We start from the raw sequence: 15,470 nt of genomic DNA, 5'->3' as shown, positions 1-15,470 counted from the left end.
CGGTGGATCCAGGTCAGATTCCCTCAAGGAGTCCTTCACGGGCAACACTCCCGCGCGGCTCAGACGGACTGCCGGGGCCGCGGCGAAAGCACGTCCTCTCCGTAGATGCCCTGCAGCCAGTTGGTCTGGTAGATCGTGTCGAGGTAGCGCTCGCCGAGGTCGGGGGCGACGGCCACCGCGGTCAGGTGGTGCGCGTCGTGTTCCGACAGCCAGCTGGTGGCGCCGCTGACCACCGTCCCGGTCGAGCCGCCGAACAGGAATCCGTTGCGCGCCAGCCGGTGGCACGCCCGCACCGAATCCGGCTCCTCGACCAGCACCACGTCGTCCACATAGGACTCGTCGAGGATCGCCGGGCGCACGCTGGTGCCCAGCCCGGGCAGCATCCGCCTGCCCGCCGGGCCGCCGAAGGTCACCGAGCCGACGCTGTCGATCGCGACGATCCGCACCGGCCGGTGCCATTGCCGGAAGAACCGCGCGCAGCCCATGAGGGTGCCCGTGGTGCCCGCGCCGACGAACAGCACGTCGAGATTCGGGAACGCGGCGGCGATTTCCGGCCCGGTGCGGTGGAAATGCGCTCCCCAGTTGTCCGGATTGGTGTACTGGTTGAGCCACACATAGCGCTCGTCGGAGGCGCACAGCATCCGCACGTGGCCGATGCGCGCCCCGAGGAAACCGCTTTCCGGATCAGGTTCGGTGATGATGTGCACCTCGTTGCCGAGCGCCTCGATCGCGCGGCGCGTCGCCAGGTTGCAGCGGGAATCGGTGACGCACAGGAACTTGTACCCCCGGCTGGCCGCGATCATGCTCAGCGCGACGCCGAGGTTGCCCGACGACGATTCGACGATGATCGAGCCCGGCCGCAGCAGGCCGTCGCGTTCGGCCGCGTCGACCATTTCGGTCGCGGCCTTCAGCTTGATGGAACCGGCGAAGTTGAACCCCTCGCATTTGAGGTAGAGCGAGTAGCCGAAACTCCAGCGGAGGTCGACGTACAGCGCCTCCTCGTTGAAAGCTTCGGGAACGGTGATGACACGCACAGTTTTCTCCCCTTCAGGCACAGCTCAGTGGCGGACGGCGCTCAGCCGTACCGGCGCAGTTCGTGGAAAAAGTCCTCGATGACGTGCAGTCCGCCGGCGTCGGACACTCTCTCGTGGACGAAGGCCCCGACCGCGAGGTCGAGGACGCCGAGCCCGAACGGGGAGAAGATCAGCGGCCGGTCGGCGGGCGGGCTGACCCGGCCCGAGAGCACGTCGTCGAGGGTGCCGAGCAGGAAGTCCCGGCTGCCGGTGCGCTGCTCCACCAGATGCGGCGACGTGTTGGCTTTGAGGCAGTGGTCGACGTCGTCGACGAGGTTCGCCGACGCCAGCAGGACTTCCGGGGCCAGGTCGCGCAGGGACACGTGCAAGACCAGCGGATTGTGCGAGAACCACGACGGGTCGTGCACGTGCGGTTCGCCGGCGATGGTCGCGAAGACCACCAGCTCGCTGTCGCGGATCAGGCCTTCGGCGGTCTCGTGGACGCTGATCTCGCCGGTGAAGCCGGACTGCTCCAGGTAGCCGCGGAACCCGGCGGCGCTGTCCGGGTGCAGGTCGTGCACGTTGATCTCGTCGAATTCCCAGCCGGTCCCGGCGAGGAAGGTGTGGATGTAACGGGCGATCAGGCCGACGCCGAAGAATCCGACGCGCCGGGGCCGCTGCCGGGTCCGGCTGAGCCAGTCGGCGGCGAGCGCGGCGGACGCGGCGGTCCTGGTCGCGCTGATGATGGAGCTTTCCAGGCAGGCGAACGGATAACCGGTCGCCAGGTCGTTCAGGATCAGCACCGCCGACGCCCGCGGGATCCCGGCGGCGACGTTGCCCGGGAAGCTGGAGATCCACTTCAGGCCCGCGACGTTGGTCTTCCCGCCGAGCGAGGCGGGCAGGGCGATGATCCGGTCGGCCGGACGGTCGGGGAAGCGCAGGAAATAGGAGGGCGGGTTGACCGAATCGCCGGAGCCGTGCACCCGGTACGCGGTCTCCACGAGGTCGACGACCTCGCGTTCGCGCCCGGCCAGCGCCTGCTGGACCTGGGCGCCGGAGATCACCGCGAACGGCGGCACGGCGACCGGGTCCGCCGAAGCGGATCCGGCGGTGAAAGATTGCGTGGTCACTGATTTTTCCCCTCAGACGCGAGCGAGCAATCGGAAAGCCGCACCGGATCGGCCAGCCCGACGAGCACCTCGCGCGGGCCTTCGTAGGCGTCCCGGCTGTGCGCGACGCGGACGTTGTCGACCAGCAGCAGGTCGCCTGCCTGCCACGGTTCGCGCACGGTGTGTTCCTCGTACACCTCGTTGAGCAGCTGCACGACGTCCTCGCCGATCGGGTCGCCGTTGCCGAAGCGCGTGTTGAACGGCAGGCCGTCGGCCCCGTAGATGTCGACCAGGTACTCGTGCACCTCGGGGGCCATCGTCCACTCGTTGAGGAAGGCGATCTGGTTGAACCAGCAGGGCCTGCCGGTGACCGGATGCCCGACGATCGCGTCGCGGCGCTGCCGGGTGCGCAGGCCGCCGTCGGGCTGCCACTCGAACTCGATCCGGTTGGCGCGGCAGTACTCCTCGATCGCGGAGCGGTCCTCGGTGCCGAACGCCTCGGCGACCGACGCCCCGATCTCGTCGTTGAAACTGCGGGTGAGCAGCCAGCCGTCGCGTTCGAACCGCGCGCGCAGGTCGGCGGGCAGCGAGGCCAGCACGGCGGTGGAATCGCTGACCCCGGTGACCCCGCCCGACGACGGCGGGCTGACGCAGGCGAACAGCAGCAGTCCCGGGAATTCGAGGGTGTAGCTGAGTTCGTGGTGCATGCACATCGGCTGGTTCGGCGGCCATTCGGTCGAAGAGTGCACCCCGCCGGGATAGGCCGTGCGCGGCGCGAAGGCCTCGCGCTCGGTCGTCAGCAGGTCGGTCAGCCGCCCGAACACGGCCGCGACCGCGGTCCGTTCGGCCAGCCCGAGACCGCGGACGAGCACCGCGCCGTGTTCGGCGACGAGTCTTCGCACGGTCTCCCGGTGCGTGCTCGCCCAGTCGGCCGGGTCGCCGCCCGCCTCGGCCCGCAGCACCGCGGGCAGCCCGGGAGAGAAATCCGGCTCGGGCGGGGGCGTCTTCGGCAGGAATTGGGACAACGACATCGGGGAATCCTTTCGATTTCCGCGGTTCGCGAGGGTCAGGAGTTTCCGGAAGCGGGGGACCGGCTGTCGATCAGCGCGGCCAGGTCGGCGAGCACGGGGTGCTTGGCGACGTCCTTGATCGAGACCGCGCGGTCGAGCGCGATCGCCAGCTTCACCGCGGACAGCGACGTGCCGCCCCGGTCGAAGAAGTGGTCCCGGCGGCCGACCTGGCCCGCCCGGATGCCGAGCACGTCCGCCCAGGCCGCGGCGAGCCGCTCTTCGGTCCCGGTGACCGGCTGGTCGCGGTCCTCGTCCGCGACGTCGAGCTCGGCGGCCAGCGCGGCGAGGTTCTTCTTGTCGATCTTCCCGTTGGCGGTCAACGGCAACTGCTCGCGCCAGTGGAACGCTGCGGGCAGCATGTACTCCGGCAGCGCGGCGCCGAGGTGCTCGCGCATCAGCTCGTGGTCGAGCTGGTCCGGGCTGGAGTAGAACGCGACCAGCCGCTTGCCCTGCCCGCCGCGGTCGGTTACGACCACCGCGCCGTCGCGCACGCCGGGCACCTGCAGCAGCGTGTTCTCGATTTCGCCGATCTCGATGCGGAAACCGCGGATCTTGACCTGCGCATCGCGCCTGCCGAGGAATTCCAGCTTGCCCTCGGGCAGCCAGCGGCCGTGGTCGCCGCTGCGGTAGAGCCGGGCGTCCGGGCGGTGCGGGTCGGCGGTGAACGCCCGCGCGGTGCGTTCCGGGTCGTTGACGTAGCCGCGGCCCACGCACACCCCGGAGAACACGATTTCGCCGGGCGCGCCGAGCGGGACCGGGTCGAGCCGCTCGTCGACGACGTACACACGCACGTTCTGCACCGGCGGCCCGAGCGGCACCCGTTCCCGGGTCGGCGCGCGGTCCATCACCTCGTGGTTGGTGTCGTCCGAGGTTTCGGTGAGGCCGTAGGCGTTGACCAGCTTGACGTCCGGCATCGTGGCGAACCAGCGTTGCGCCAGCTCGGTTTTGAGCGCCTCGCCGGTCACCGACACGCAGCGCAGGTCCGGCAGCGCGACCGGGTTCTTGTCCACCGCGGACAGCACGACCTCGAGGTAGGACGGCACGACCTGCAGCACCGAAACCCCGCCGCTGCCGAGTTTGCCCACGAACCGGTCGGCGTCCAGGATGACGTCCTGTTCGATCAGCAGCGTGGTCCCGCCGACCAGCAGCGCGGAAACCAGCTGCCACAACGAGATGTCGAAGCACTGCGGCGCGACCTGCGCCACCACCGAATCTTCGGTGATGCCGAGGTCGTTGATCTTGGCGTAGAGGTGGTTGACCATCCCGGCGTGCTCGCACATCGCGCCTTTCGGCTCGCCGGTGGAGCCCGAGGTGAAGTAGATGTAGGCGAGCTGGCCGGATTCGACGGCGACGCCGAGATCGTCTTCGGAGTGGTTCTCCTCGTACGCGGCGTCCACGAACAAGGTGCGCACGCCGGGCAGCGATTCGACCGCCTTGCGGAGCGTCGTCGTGCTGCCCGGTTCGGTCAGCACCAGCTCGCAGTCGGCCCTGCGCAGCGTGGTCGCGATGCGGTCGGTCGGGAAATGCGGCTCGATCGGCAGGTAGACGCCGCCCGCCTTGAACACGGCGAGCACGGCGGCCATCCAGTCCAGATTGCGTTCGGTCACCACCGCGACGACGCCTTCGCGGCGCAGCCCGCGCGCGATCAGTGCCCGTGCCAGGCGGTTCGCGCGCCCGTTGAGCTCCCGGTACGTCCACTTCCGGTCGCCGTGCACCGCCGCGATCGCGTCCGGATTCCGCGCGACATTGCGCTGGAACAGTTCGTGGCAACGGAGGTCCGGCACCTCGACGTGCGGCCCGGCGAGCCCTTCCAGCTGCAATTTGAGCTCCGCGGCCGACAGCAGGGTCGTTTCGCGGTGCGACGCGCTGACGTCGGTGCGGATCTGGTTGAGCGCGCTCAGGTGGTAGCCGAGGATGCGTTCGGCGGCTTCGGAATCCAGCACCTCGGTGCGGAAACACAATCGCAGCATCTCCAGGTCCGGTGAAACGTCCAGCCGCAGCACGGTGTCCCCGGCGAGGTCGCCGTCGGTGCCGGTCGGGTCGAAGACCGTCTCGAACGGTGGCGCGCTGATGCCGAGTTCGGCGCGCAGCTCGTCGACCGGGAAGTCCCGGAAGGCGAAAGTCTGCGCGTCGATTCCCGCGGTGTGCTCGATCAGCTCGCGCCAGGTGCCGGATCCGGTGCTGAGCCGGCAGGGCAGCGGCGCCCCGCCCGGCTCGGCGACGTAGCCGGTGCACACCTCGGTCTCGCCCGACAGCGCGGCGAGGACCTTGGCGTGCGCGGCGAGCAGCACCGAGCTCAGCGGCACCCGCAGCTGCTCGGCCAGCAGCCGCAGCGCGGCCGCGAGCCCCCGGGGGACCGGCGTTTCGTGGTCGCCGATCGCGGAGCCGGCCTCCAGCGTCCAGCGCGGGACGCCGGTGCGGCCGCCGGCGGTGAGTACTTCGCGCCAATGCTCGCGAACCGCTCCCAGTCCGGTTCTCATGGGTCGTCCTTCCCGTGATTGTCGGTGGTCCGTCACGATCTCGCCGCCGGCTGACGGCGGTCCGCCCGGATCTCGTGCGCGGGGTTCCCGCCCCAGTGCGCGCGATCCGGGACCTCAGTGCCCTTCATGAGGAAGGAATCGGGGGCGAGCGTCGACCCGTCGCCCATCGTCACGCCGTAATGCACCAGTGCGCCGACGCCGACCGTGCACCCGCTGCCGATGGAGATGCGGTCCATCTTGAAACCGCCGTCCTCCTGCGAATGGCACTGGACGACGGAGCCGACGTTCAGCGTGACGTCGTCTCCCAGGCGCACCAGCGTTTTCTCGATGATGCCCGCGCCGTCGTCGAACAGCCGCTTGCCGACCTTGATGCCGAGCAGCCGCCACAGCACGCCCTTGAACGGGGTCCCGTCGAGCACGCGCAGGTGGGCGTTCGTCGCCGCGGCTTTCCAGAACCGTTCCTGCCGCCAGAACCGCCGGTCGTAGATCGAGCAGCTCAGCGGGCGCAGCGGCCGGATCAGCACGGTGATCCGTTCGAGGGCGACGAAGAAAACCGTGCCGTACACCAGGATGGCCAGCGTGTCGAGCGCGAACAGCGGGGCGCCGATCCGGTCGTAGTAGACGTCCGTGGCCCAGGTCATCAGCAGCAGCCCGTAGAAGAACAGCCAGTGGGACAAGGCGTACAGCAGCATGCCCCCGGCGTTGTGCCGGTTCTTGGCGGCCAGCCTGCGCCGGAATTCCTCCGGGGTCTTCGGGTGGTCGAACTGGCTGTCGCGCTCCACCGAGCGCGGGATCTCGAAGCTGGGGGAGCCGAGCAGCCCGACGCCCTCGCGCACCGGGCCGTCGAGCGGCACCAGGACCTTGGTGGCGAGCAGGCAGTTGTCCCCGGTTTTGGCGCCGGCGGGGTAGACGACGTGGTTGCCGAGGAAGTTCCGCGCCCCGACGCGCACCCGTGAAAGGCGGAAGGAGGTGCTGGTGTACTCGGCGTTGACCACCGAGAGCCCGTCGGCGACCATCGTGCCCGCGCCGGCCTCGAACAGGTACGGGTTCTCGAACTTCTCCTCGAGCCCGAAATTGGACCCGGTCTGTTCTTTCTTGGAGACCCGGCAGCCCAGCGCGCGCAGGAAGTGCACGATGGCCGAGCTGTCGCCGAGCAGGGTCTTGAAGAACCGCAGGTTCGTGAGCACGCGGATGGCGCGGTGCGCGGTGTAGCGGAGCGTGTAGAGGGGGTAGACCTCGCCGGGTTTGAGCGCCAGGTTCAGCAGGCGCGGCACCAGGGTGACGATGAGGAACCCGGTGAGCCGCAGGCCGAAGTACAGGACGAAGGAGACGACGAGGGCTTTCCCGTAGAACTTCGGGGAGGTGAAGTCCATGACGGCCGAGCCGAGGCCCATCGCCGGGCTGAGGTTCGGCAGCGTGTTCACCAGGAAGCTGAGCAGGCCGAGCACCAGCGGAGCCAGGAGGAGGACCGCGGTCAGCGTCTGGCGCACGGCGAAGAACGCCCGCCGGACGCTGCCGCAGGCTCGCGGTTCGACGCGTCGGTAGACCACGTCGGCGGGGACGGCGGGGACGCCGTGCCAGCTCTGCCCTTCCGGAACCGCCTGCCCGGCGTGCAGCGAGGAGGCGTGCCCGAGCTGGGCGTTGTCGCCGATCCTGGTCTCGATGTCGAGCACGGCCATCTCGCCGACGTACGCGTGCGCGCCGATCGTGACCGGCCCGGTCCGGATGAGCCCGTTCTGCGCGCGGTAGGTGGTGAAGTAGGTGTCCTTGCAGACCACCGCGCCTTCCCCGACGGTGAGCAGATCGGTGCACACCGGGACGAATCGCGAGAAAATCGTGACGCCCCTGCCGATTTTCGCGCCGAGCGCGCGCAGGTACAGCGAATAGAGCGGGGAGCCGACGAACAGCGGGACCAGCGGGTTCCGCTGCACGAGGGTCTTGACCACCCAGAACCGCACGTAGCCGAGGGTCCACACGCGGATCTCCCTCGGTTTCCAGCGGCCGACGAGGATCCATTTGAGCGCGATCGGAAGGGTGCACAGAACGGCCAGCACCATCGCGCCGAACCCGACCGCGCGCAGGTACTCGTCGAGCAGGCCGGTCCCGGCCACGATCCAGTCGGCGCCCGCGCCGAGCACCTGGGCGACGAGCCAGGAATACGCCAGGAAGACCGCCAGCTGCAGGATTCCGCAGCCGAAGTATTCGAGCCCGCTCGCCCGCTTCGCCGGCGCCGCGGGGGCCGGGGCCGGCGCCTCGGCGGGGACCTCCTCCGTTTCGGACAAAGCGGAGACGAGACTGGCGATGGTCGGGTTCCGGTAAATGTCCTTGATGGAGACCGCGGGAAGATCGGCACGCTTGCGCACTCGCGCGCAGAACTGTGCCAGCACGAGCGAGTTGGCCCCGAGATCGGCGAAGAAGTTGCTGTCGACCGACACGTTTTCCTGCCCGGTGACGTCGGCCATCACCTGGGCGAATGCTTCCTCGGTGTCGGGTGCCGGACCGGGGCGGGCGGTCGGGTACTCGGTGAGATCCATATTCCTAATGATCGGTGGATGTAACGCCGACGTAACCTACGGACGTCGGTGTTGACAATTTCGTGACCTGTTCGATGCGTGTCGCGGCTGACAAATACGGCACGGCTGGATATTGAGGTCTAGACCACGCGAACGGCCATTTATCTGGCAAAGAGGACTTATGCCGTGAATACCCTTTGTTTTTCAACAGCCAGTGGCAGCTGTCGACGGATCCGGGACGATCCGGCGAAGGGTTCCGGTGAAGTCTGATCGTCGTCGTGCGTTTACCGCAAACCGATCCTCCGCACGGGCGATGTTACCAGGATTTCCCTTCTTCCGGGGCCCGGATTACCCGGTCGGCGCACGCCGAACTGCTCCGCTGGGGTGAAATCCGTGGCACGAAGAGTGGCGCGAAGTCGCTGTCCGGAGGCGGTGTCCCGGGTCGCCGCGATCGTGCCGGGCGGCCGTCAAGGTTCCTTGGTCCTCGAATTCGGTGACATTCCGCGTCGGTCTGGAATATGCAAGTGCTGCTTCGCGGGATTGGTGGCACTTTCGAGGGAATTGCCGTTCTGTGCCCCGGGTTTATGCCAACAAGGTGAACCGTGCGGCAGACGGCCGGTGCGGTTGCGCTGTTCAGTCGGAACGATGTTGCTCCGGTGCGGTTTTCCGCGGGCGCGCCTCAGGGCGGCCGGTTCCGCCGGAAGCTCGCACCGGGGTTTTCCCGGATGAAAACGGCCAGGTGCGGTCTTTTCGCGCCCAGTGGTCGAGGTGAAGCGAAACGTCGGACTGATGACGGGAATTATGTCGCTTCTCGCGGCTTTCCGGCGCTCCCGAAACATTTTCGTGTTGTCCGGGTGTGCCCGCCCTGAGATTCAGGCGACGCGGCGGTGCCCTTGCTCGGACAGGTGGAGACCCGCGGCCGCCTCAAGCCGCGCTCTCTGCGCAGCGGGCGGATCTGTTCCCCCGTGCTGAAAAGATCAACTCAGGCGCCGCTGGCCGCCGTCGAGGTGTTCCTGCCTCTCGACGGCGGCGCGAGCCCGGTCCAGCGGCATCCAAAGTGGACGCTCAGAGTCTCCGGCTTCCCCTGGCGAGAAGGCTCACCATTGTCCGTAGTGGACAGTCTCGGTCTCCGGCTTCCGGCGGCGGGTAGCCGGGGAGGCGCCCGCGGAGATCTTGGCGTCAGCGTCGTGGCCGATGGCGATCGCGCCGATCGGTTCGTGGGTGTCGGGGATGCCGAACTCGGCACGCAGATTGCCGAAATCCTCGGCGCCGATGCCGAAATACACCGCGCCGAGCCCCTCGTCGACCACTGTCTGAAGGATCAGCAGGACGGCCATGCCGGTGTCGATGTACCAGAAGGGCACCGGCCAGTGATCCTCGCTGCGGTCGGTCCAGCCCTTGTCCGGCTGGGCGTAGCGGTCGAGGTAGACGTCCTTCACCGAGAACGGGATCACGATCACGGGCGCGGCCTTGGTGTCGTCGCCCAGCGTCCAGGACTCGAGGGTGTCGGCGAACCGCCGCACGTCGTCGCCCTGGAGCACCAGAAACGCCTGCCCCTGCGAAAACCCGGCGGACGGCCCGCGCAGCGCGTTGCGCATGATCCGGCGGATGCTCTCCTCGGCCACGGGCTCGTCGGTGAACTTGCGCACCATCCGCCTGCGCCGCACTACTTCCTGAAACTCCATGGTTGCCCCCTGTAACGACGTTTTCGGGCAACTGTAGCGGCCTTCCGCTGCTCACGGTGAGATCTCGGCAGGCGAGAAGCCGGACGCGGCGGTCAGGCGAGCCGAGGATGGCACCCGTCGACGGCGGTTCGAGAAGGCCGCTTTGCGGAGTGCGGACGAACGCGGCGTGGTGGATTTGGAGCCTCGACCGCGCTGCGACCGTTGCCGTTGCCGTTGCCGGTGCCGGTGCCGGTGACGGTGACGGTGACGGGGTCTAGGGCCGGTGAGGTGACGGGCCCCGGGACTGGTGAGGTGATGGGGGCGAGGCCGGTGGCGATGGCCCGCGGTGTCGTTATCGGCACCGCGGGCAGATGATGGGGGCGGTGCCGTTACCGGCACTGCGGGCCGGTGAGGTGATGGGACGGGGCCAGAGATGGCACGGGTCCGGTGATGGGGCGGGGTCCGGTGATGAGACGGGATCCGTTGCCGGTGACGGGGCGGGTCGGCCGTGCTGTTCGCGAAACGTCCCGCCGCCAGCAATGCGCCCCAATGCGGCATTGGGTGCATCCCACGCACCGAACGCCACATTGGGTGCATCTGACGCACCCAATGCCACATTGGGGAGCTACCCGCCATCCACTCGACCGCGGCCTGCGCACTACCTCATCCGCGCAGCCGCGGCCTGTGCGCTACCCCATCCGCCCAGCCGCGGCCTGCGCTGCCCGCGATCCGCTCAGCCGAGGCGCCATCCGCTCAGCGAGGTCCGCGCGCTGCCCACCATCCACTCAATCGTGGCCCGCGCATTGATCTGGGCAGTGAGCCGGGCACGACCGCCGACCTGGCCGGTGCGGGGACCTGGCGCGCGACCGCCGACTTGGCCGGGTGCCGGAATCTGGTGCGCGGCCGCTGAACCGGCCGGGCGCCGGAACCTGAACTCGCCGGAGCCGAAAAACCCTCATTCTTTCCCGCCCGGAAAACACCGCCCGGCCGGAGGCATTAGCCTGCGGCCGGGCGCGTGTTTTCTTCGTGCGCGGAGGACTGGGTTCCGGGCACCGGAACTCCGGCGGGGGAGCGAACGCCTCGTCCGGCCTTTCCCGAAATGATCAATCCGGAACCCGCCGAGCCCGAGCCCTTATTTCCCGGCGCGCTTTTTCGCGGTGCGCTTGCGGGGTTTCGGCTCTGGCTTCTGGCTTTCCTCGTAGGCGGCGATCACCTCGCGCGGGATGCGGCCGCGTTCGGCGATGGCCCAGTTGTTGTCCAGCGCCCACGTGCGGATCGCCTTGGAGCGTTCGCGTTCCTCGGCGGTCGGCGCGGCCGTGGCGCGCACGGTCGTCTTGCGGCCGCCGGTGCGGCGGGCGGCGGCGATGAACGTCGAGAGTTCGTCGCGCAGGGCGGCGGCGTTTTCGTCGGACAGGTCGATTTCGTACTGGACGCCGTCGAGTCCGAAGGGGACGGTCTGCCCGGCTTCGGACCCGTCGAGGTCGTCGATCATCTCGACGAGGACTTTCTGTGCCATCGCGGCGGCTCCTCCTGGAAACGGGACGTGGTCACCGCAGACCATAACAGGAGTCCACTGTGGCTGGTCGCCGGAGACAATGCGCGGCCGGCCGCGGGGGAGAACCGGCCGCCCGCCGGGGAACAAGGGTCAGGAAGTTTTCTGCTCCGGCACTGGATCGGTCAACGCGCCGAAGCGGTGGCCCATCCGGTCGCGTTTCGTGCGGAGGTAGCGGAGGTTCTGCGGAGTTTCGACCGCGCGCAGCGAGACCTGCTCCACGATCCGCAGCCCGTATTCGCCGAGTCCGCGGTATTTCTCCGGGTTGTTGGTGATCAATCGCACTCTCCGCACGTCGAGATGGCCGAGGATCTGCGCCCCGGAATCATAGGAGCGGGAATCCACGGGCAGACCCTGCGCGACATTGGCGTCGACCGTGTCGAGACCCGATTCTTGCAGGGCGTACGCCTGGATCTTGTGCGCCAGCCCGATCCCGCGCCCCTCGTGGCCGCGCAGGTAAACGATCACTCCGCAACCCTCGTCGGCCACCGCGCGCATCGCTTGTTCGAGCTGAGTGCCGCAGTCGCAGCGCAACGAGCCCAGGATGTCGCCGGTCAGACATTCGCTGTGCACCCGCACCAGCACGCCTCGCTCGGAGTGGCCGGCCGCGGCGACGTCGCCCATGACGAGGGCGAGGTGCTCGGCTCCGTCCACTTCGGACCGGTACGCGACCGCGCGGAAATCGCCGAAGGCAGTCGGCATCGCGGCAGTCGCGACCGGTTCGACGAGCCGCTCGGTCCGGCGGCGATACCGGATCAGATCGGCGATCGCGACGACCGGCAGATCGTGTTCCGCGGCGAACTTCCGCACGGCCTCGTCGCGCAGCATTTCGCCGTCCGGGCCGATCAGTTCGCTGATGACACCGACCGGTGCCCGGCCAGCCAGCTGAAGCAGATCGACGGCGGCTTCGGTGTGCCCGGCCCGGACGAGCACGCCGCCGTCTCGTGCCCGCAAAGGAAAGATGTGGCCCGGACGGCGAAGGTTGTCGGGCGTCGTGGCCGGATCGGCCAGCGCGCGGCAGGTGAGCGTACGAGCCGTCGCGGACACTCCGGTCCCGGCGTCCGTGTGATCCACGGAGACGGTGAACGCGGTGCCGTGCGCGTCTCTGTTCTCCGCCACCATCGGCGGGAGCGCGAGCGCGTCGGCGCGTTCCCCGGTCATCGGCGCGCACACGATTCCGGTGGTGTGCGCGACGAGGAAGGCCATCTGCTCGGCAGTGACGCTGTCGGCCGCGAGCACGAGGTCGCCCTCGTTCTCCCGGTCGTGATCGTCGACGACCACGACCATCCGGCCTTCCTCGAGCGCGAACACAGCCGCGCGCACGCTGTCCGCGGTATCCAGCATGGCGAACCTCCCTGAATCTCGCCCTGAGTTACTGCGTAATAACCATCGTAACGAGCTGAACTGGAACTATCGACGTCTTAAGGTTATCCGTCAATAACATCGAGCGGAAGGGGTTCTGCTCACTCGGCAGGGAGCACGCCCGACTGCCGGAGATCGCGGACGAAACATCCGAGCAGGTCCGCGAACCGCGCCCGGGCCTCCGGGGACCACGCGGCGAGAGCGTCGCCGACCTGCGCGGCCCGTCGTCGTCGTTCGAGGTCGAGGACCCGCCGTCCCGCGGAGGTGACGACCAGCGGGCTGGCCCGCCCGTCCTCGGGATCGGCCCGGCGTTCGACCAGCCCGGACCGCACCAGCCCGGCGACCTGGCGGCTGACCGTCGAAGGGTTCACGCCCAGCACCGCGGCGATTTCCCCGGCTCGGAACGGACCGTCCTCGGCGAGCAGGGCCAGCAGCGGCAAGCACATCGGCTCGTCCGGCGCTGCTTCCGCTCGCTTGACCAGCCGCGTCAGCAGGAGAAGCTGGCGCGTCACCTGGTCGGCGAGGTCGAGGTCAGACATCAGCGCGAACGTGCCGGTCGCGCCCGGCTCCGTACCCGGTGAAGACCATCACGACACTCAACGCGGTGAGCGCGACGAGCGCGCCGGACCAGCTTCCGGTGGCGTCGTGGAGGATGCCGAGCACCAGCGGCCCGGCCGCCGCGACCAGGTAGCCGATGGACTGTGCCATCCCAGCCAGCGCAGTCGTCTCGCTCGGACCGGTGGCGCGCTGGCTCTGGAAGCTGAGCGCCAGCACGAGACAGACCCCGCTGCCCAGCCCGAGCAACGTGCACCCGACGCTCGCGATTCCGGGCGCCAGAAGAAGAATCGCGAACCCAGCCGCAGTGACCGCCGAGGCGGCGGCCGCCGGAAACCGCTGGTCGGCCCGGCCCTGGGTGAGCAGGGGCAGCACCATGCCGGTGGCGAGCGCGACGAGCTGGTAGTAGAACAGCATCCAGCCGGCCGCCGCGGTGCTCATGCCCTGCCCGATGAGGATGCTGGGCAGCCACGCGACGGCGGTGTAGAAAGCGAGCGATTGCAGGCCCATGAACAGGGAAACCTGCCATGCGAGCCAAGACCGCCACGGCGTCGGCGCGTGCGAACTGCCCGTCCGTGCCCCGGCATCCGGCCGCGAACCGCGCAGCCTCGGCAGCCATCCCGCCAGCGCGGCCAACGCGACGACCACACCCCAGCCCAGCGCGGAATGCCAGCCACCCGGCAAAACTCCCGCCAGCGGAACGGAAATCCCGGACGACACCGCCGCGACCACACCCATGACCGTGACGTAAAGCGCGCTGACGGTATGGATTCGCGAGGCTGGCACGTGAGCGCGAATCACCGTCGGCAGCAAGACATTCCCGACCGCAATCGCCGCGGACAGCAGCACCGTCCCGATGAACAAACAGGCAACCGACGGCAGCGACCGAACCACTGTGCCCGCCGCCAGCACTGCCAGCGAAAGCACGAGCAACCGCGTAGACCCGATCCGATGCGAGACGCGCCCGACCAGCGGCGAAGTCGCCGCGAACATCAACAACGGCAACGTATTCAACACGCCGCCCGCCGATGCCGGCAGCCCCGTGTCGTGTTCGATAGCAGGCAGCAACGTGCCGACGCCCGTCAACGTCGCCCGCAGATTGGCGGCCACGAGAAGGATCGCGAGCAACAACCCCACGGACCACTCAGATTTGATGACCGCTCTCTTCGCGACCGACGGCGCCTCAACTTCGGCCGTCACTTCTCCCGCTCCGCCCCGGCCCCGGTGAGCTTCACGATCTCGGCCGCGCAGTAACGCGCCCCGACCTCGTCCTGCGCAGCGATCGCGTCAATCAGCTGCCGGTGCAACCGAGCGTGCTCGTCGGCGGTTTCGTCAGTCCAAAGGGTGTCGCCGATCTGCTCGACAACGGACGCGCTGAGGACGTCGTACACCTCGGTAAGCAGGGAATTCCGGCCCGAGTTCACGACGGCCTGGTGAAAACGAACGTCCGCCGCGGCAGCCGTCCGGGTATCGTCTCGCTTCTCGGACTCTTCGAGCAGATGCCGCAACTCGACGAGGTCGTCATCGCTGCGACGCACCGCAGCCAGCCCAGAGGCATACTCCTCCAGCACGGCCCGCAGTTCCAGCACGTCGCCCCGCCGAGAGGAACTGGCCCGCCGCATCAAGACGGACTGCATCTCACTGGACGCGCGGACGTACGTCCCGTCGCCGCGCCGAGCCTCCAGCAGCCCGAGATGGACCAGCGCGCCAAGCGCCTCCCGCACCGTCGTCCGCCCGACGCCAAGCTGCTTGACCAGGTCATTCTCCGCCGGAATCCGCATCCCGACGGGCCATTCCCCGGAGGCGATCTGCTCCCGCAAGGTGTCCACAAGCTGCGCGGCAAGACTGGCGACCCGATGGGGTGCCCGAAGATCGTTCATAAGGTGACCCTAACACCGAATGTCAGACATTTGAATGTGAGCAGGATCGCCGGCTCTGATCCGCGGCGGTCCCAAGGTGAGTGAGGGGACCCCTCATTGACTCTGATTCCCTGGGGGTTCCCCTCGCGGACGTTCTCGCGGGCCGTATCGCGCCCATCGACCAGGGCAGCCCCGCGCACCGCGCTCGCGGAGGGTTCCACCCTTCCTGCGGCGGCGGGCGCGCGGTGGGGAGGTCCGTGAAGGGCTCCTTGAGGGAATCTGATTCGCTCAAG

11 protein-coding genes are annotated in these 15,470 nt (G+C 68.7%); all 11 read right to left on the bottom strand.

Going from position 1 to position 15,470, the window contains the following annotated elements:
• Positions 1 to 59: 59 nt before the first annotated feature.
• Entirely contained in the window at positions 60 to 1,034 is a 975-nt protein-coding gene (sbnA, locus tag EIZ44_RS43795; protein ID WP_134667800.1) for a 2,3-diaminopropionate biosynthesis protein SbnA, read from the bottom strand.
• Positions 1,035 to 1,075: 41 nt separating this feature from the next.
• Positions 1,076 to 2,143, bottom strand: coding sequence for a 2,3-diaminopropionate biosynthesis protein SbnB (gene sbnB / locus EIZ44_RS43790; protein WP_134734545.1), 1,068 nt, complete (start codon positions 2,141 to 2,143; stop codon positions 1,076 to 1,078).
• Positions 2,140 to 3,153 (bottom strand): TauD/TfdA family dioxygenase, encoded by a 1,014-nt coding sequence (locus EIZ44_RS43785; RefSeq protein WP_134734544.1) that lies wholly within the window; start codon positions 3,151 to 3,153, stop codon positions 2,140 to 2,142. Before EIZ44_RS43785 ends, sbnB begins: the two co-directional genes overlap by 4 nt.
• Positions 3,154 to 3,188: 35 nt before the next feature.
• Complete coding sequence (locus EIZ44_RS43780) at positions 3,189 to 5,672, bottom strand: non-ribosomal peptide synthetase (protein WP_134734543.1); 2,484 nt, start codon at positions 5,670 to 5,672, stop codon at positions 3,189 to 3,191.
• 32 nt (positions 5,673 to 5,704) lie between these two features.
• Positions 5,705 to 8,206, bottom strand: a complete 2,502-nt coding sequence (locus EIZ44_RS43775) for a Pls/PosA family non-ribosomal peptide synthetase (protein WP_205673495.1) — start codon at positions 8,204 to 8,206, stop codon at positions 5,705 to 5,707.
• Positions 8,207 to 9,282: 1,076 nt separating this feature from the next.
• Entirely contained in the window at positions 9,283 to 9,870 is a 588-nt protein-coding gene (locus EIZ44_RS43770; protein WP_134734541.1) for a nitroreductase family protein, read from the bottom strand.
• A 1,111-nt stretch (positions 9,871 to 10,981) separates the two neighbouring features.
• Entirely contained in the window at positions 10,982 to 11,365 is a 384-nt protein-coding gene (locus EIZ44_RS43760) for a histone-like nucleoid-structuring protein Lsr2 (protein WP_043839812.1), read from the bottom strand.
• Between the two features lie 129 nt (positions 11,366 to 11,494).
• Positions 11,495 to 12,745 carry a bifunctional 3,4-dihydroxy-2-butanone-4-phosphate synthase/GTP cyclohydrolase II gene (locus EIZ44_RS43755; protein WP_134734539.1) on the bottom strand — a complete coding sequence of 417 codons (1,251 nt, stop codon included), beginning with the start codon at positions 12,743 to 12,745 and terminating at the stop codon, positions 11,495 to 11,497.
• A 119-nt stretch (positions 12,746 to 12,864) separates the two neighbouring features.
• Positions 12,865 to 13,302, bottom strand: coding sequence for a MarR family winged helix-turn-helix transcriptional regulator (locus EIZ44_RS43750; RefSeq protein WP_043839816.1), 438 nt, complete (start codon positions 13,300 to 13,302; stop codon positions 12,865 to 12,867).
• Entirely contained in the window at positions 13,295 to 14,455 is a 1,161-nt protein-coding gene (locus EIZ44_RS43745; protein ID WP_240691569.1) for a CynX/NimT family MFS transporter, read from the bottom strand. The genes EIZ44_RS43750 and EIZ44_RS43745 overlap by 8 nt, the downstream gene beginning before the upstream one ends.
• Before the next feature lie 59 nt (positions 14,456 to 14,514).
• On the bottom strand, positions 14,515 to 15,198 hold the full coding sequence (locus EIZ44_RS43740) for a FadR/GntR family transcriptional regulator (RefSeq protein WP_134734537.1): 684 nt from the start codon (positions 15,196 to 15,198) through the stop codon (positions 14,515 to 14,517).
• Positions 15,199 to 15,470: the final 272 nt, after the last annotated feature.

Origin of the sequence: Amycolatopsis nivea (genome assembly GCF_004522235.1) — a bacterium.
Taxonomy (GTDB): domain Bacteria; phylum Actinomycetota; class Actinomycetes; order Mycobacteriales; family Pseudonocardiaceae; genus Amycolatopsis; species Amycolatopsis nivea.
Note: the sequence above shows the minus strand (reverse complement) of the source record. Positions and strands in the feature narration are given on the sequence as shown.

What these genes read in the sequence shown, in the direction of transcription:
- EIZ44_RS43785 (WP_134734544.1), bottom strand. Translation starts at nt 3,153, where the DNA reads ATGTCGTTGTCCCAATTCCTGCCGAAGACGCCCCCGCCCGAGCCGGAT.
- EIZ44_RS43780 (WP_134734543.1), bottom strand. Translation starts at nt 5,672, where the DNA reads ATGAGAACCGGACTGGGAGCGGTTCGCGAGCATTGGCGCGAAGTACTC.
- EIZ44_RS43775 (WP_205673495.1), bottom strand. Translation starts at nt 8,206, where the DNA reads ATGGATCTCACCGAGTACCCGACCGCCCGCCCCGGTCCGGCACCCGAC.
- EIZ44_RS43770 (WP_134734541.1), bottom strand. Translation starts at nt 9,870, where the DNA reads ATGGAGTTTCAGGAAGTAGTGCGGCGCAGGCGGATGGTGCGCAAGTTC.
- EIZ44_RS43760 (WP_043839812.1), bottom strand. Translation starts at nt 11,365, where the DNA reads ATGGCACAGAAAGTCCTCGTCGAGATGATCGACGACCTCGACGGGTCC.
- EIZ44_RS43755 (WP_134734539.1), bottom strand. Translation starts at nt 12,745, where the DNA reads ATGCTGGATACCGCGGACAGCGTGCGCGCGGCTGTGTTCGCGCTCGAG.
- EIZ44_RS43750 (WP_043839816.1), bottom strand. Translation starts at nt 13,302, where the DNA reads ATGTCTGACCTCGACCTCGCCGACCAGGTGACGCGCCAGCTTCTCCTG.
- EIZ44_RS43740 (WP_134734537.1), bottom strand. Translation starts at nt 15,198, where the DNA reads ATGAACGATCTTCGGGCACCCCATCGGGTCGCCAGTCTTGCCGCGCAG.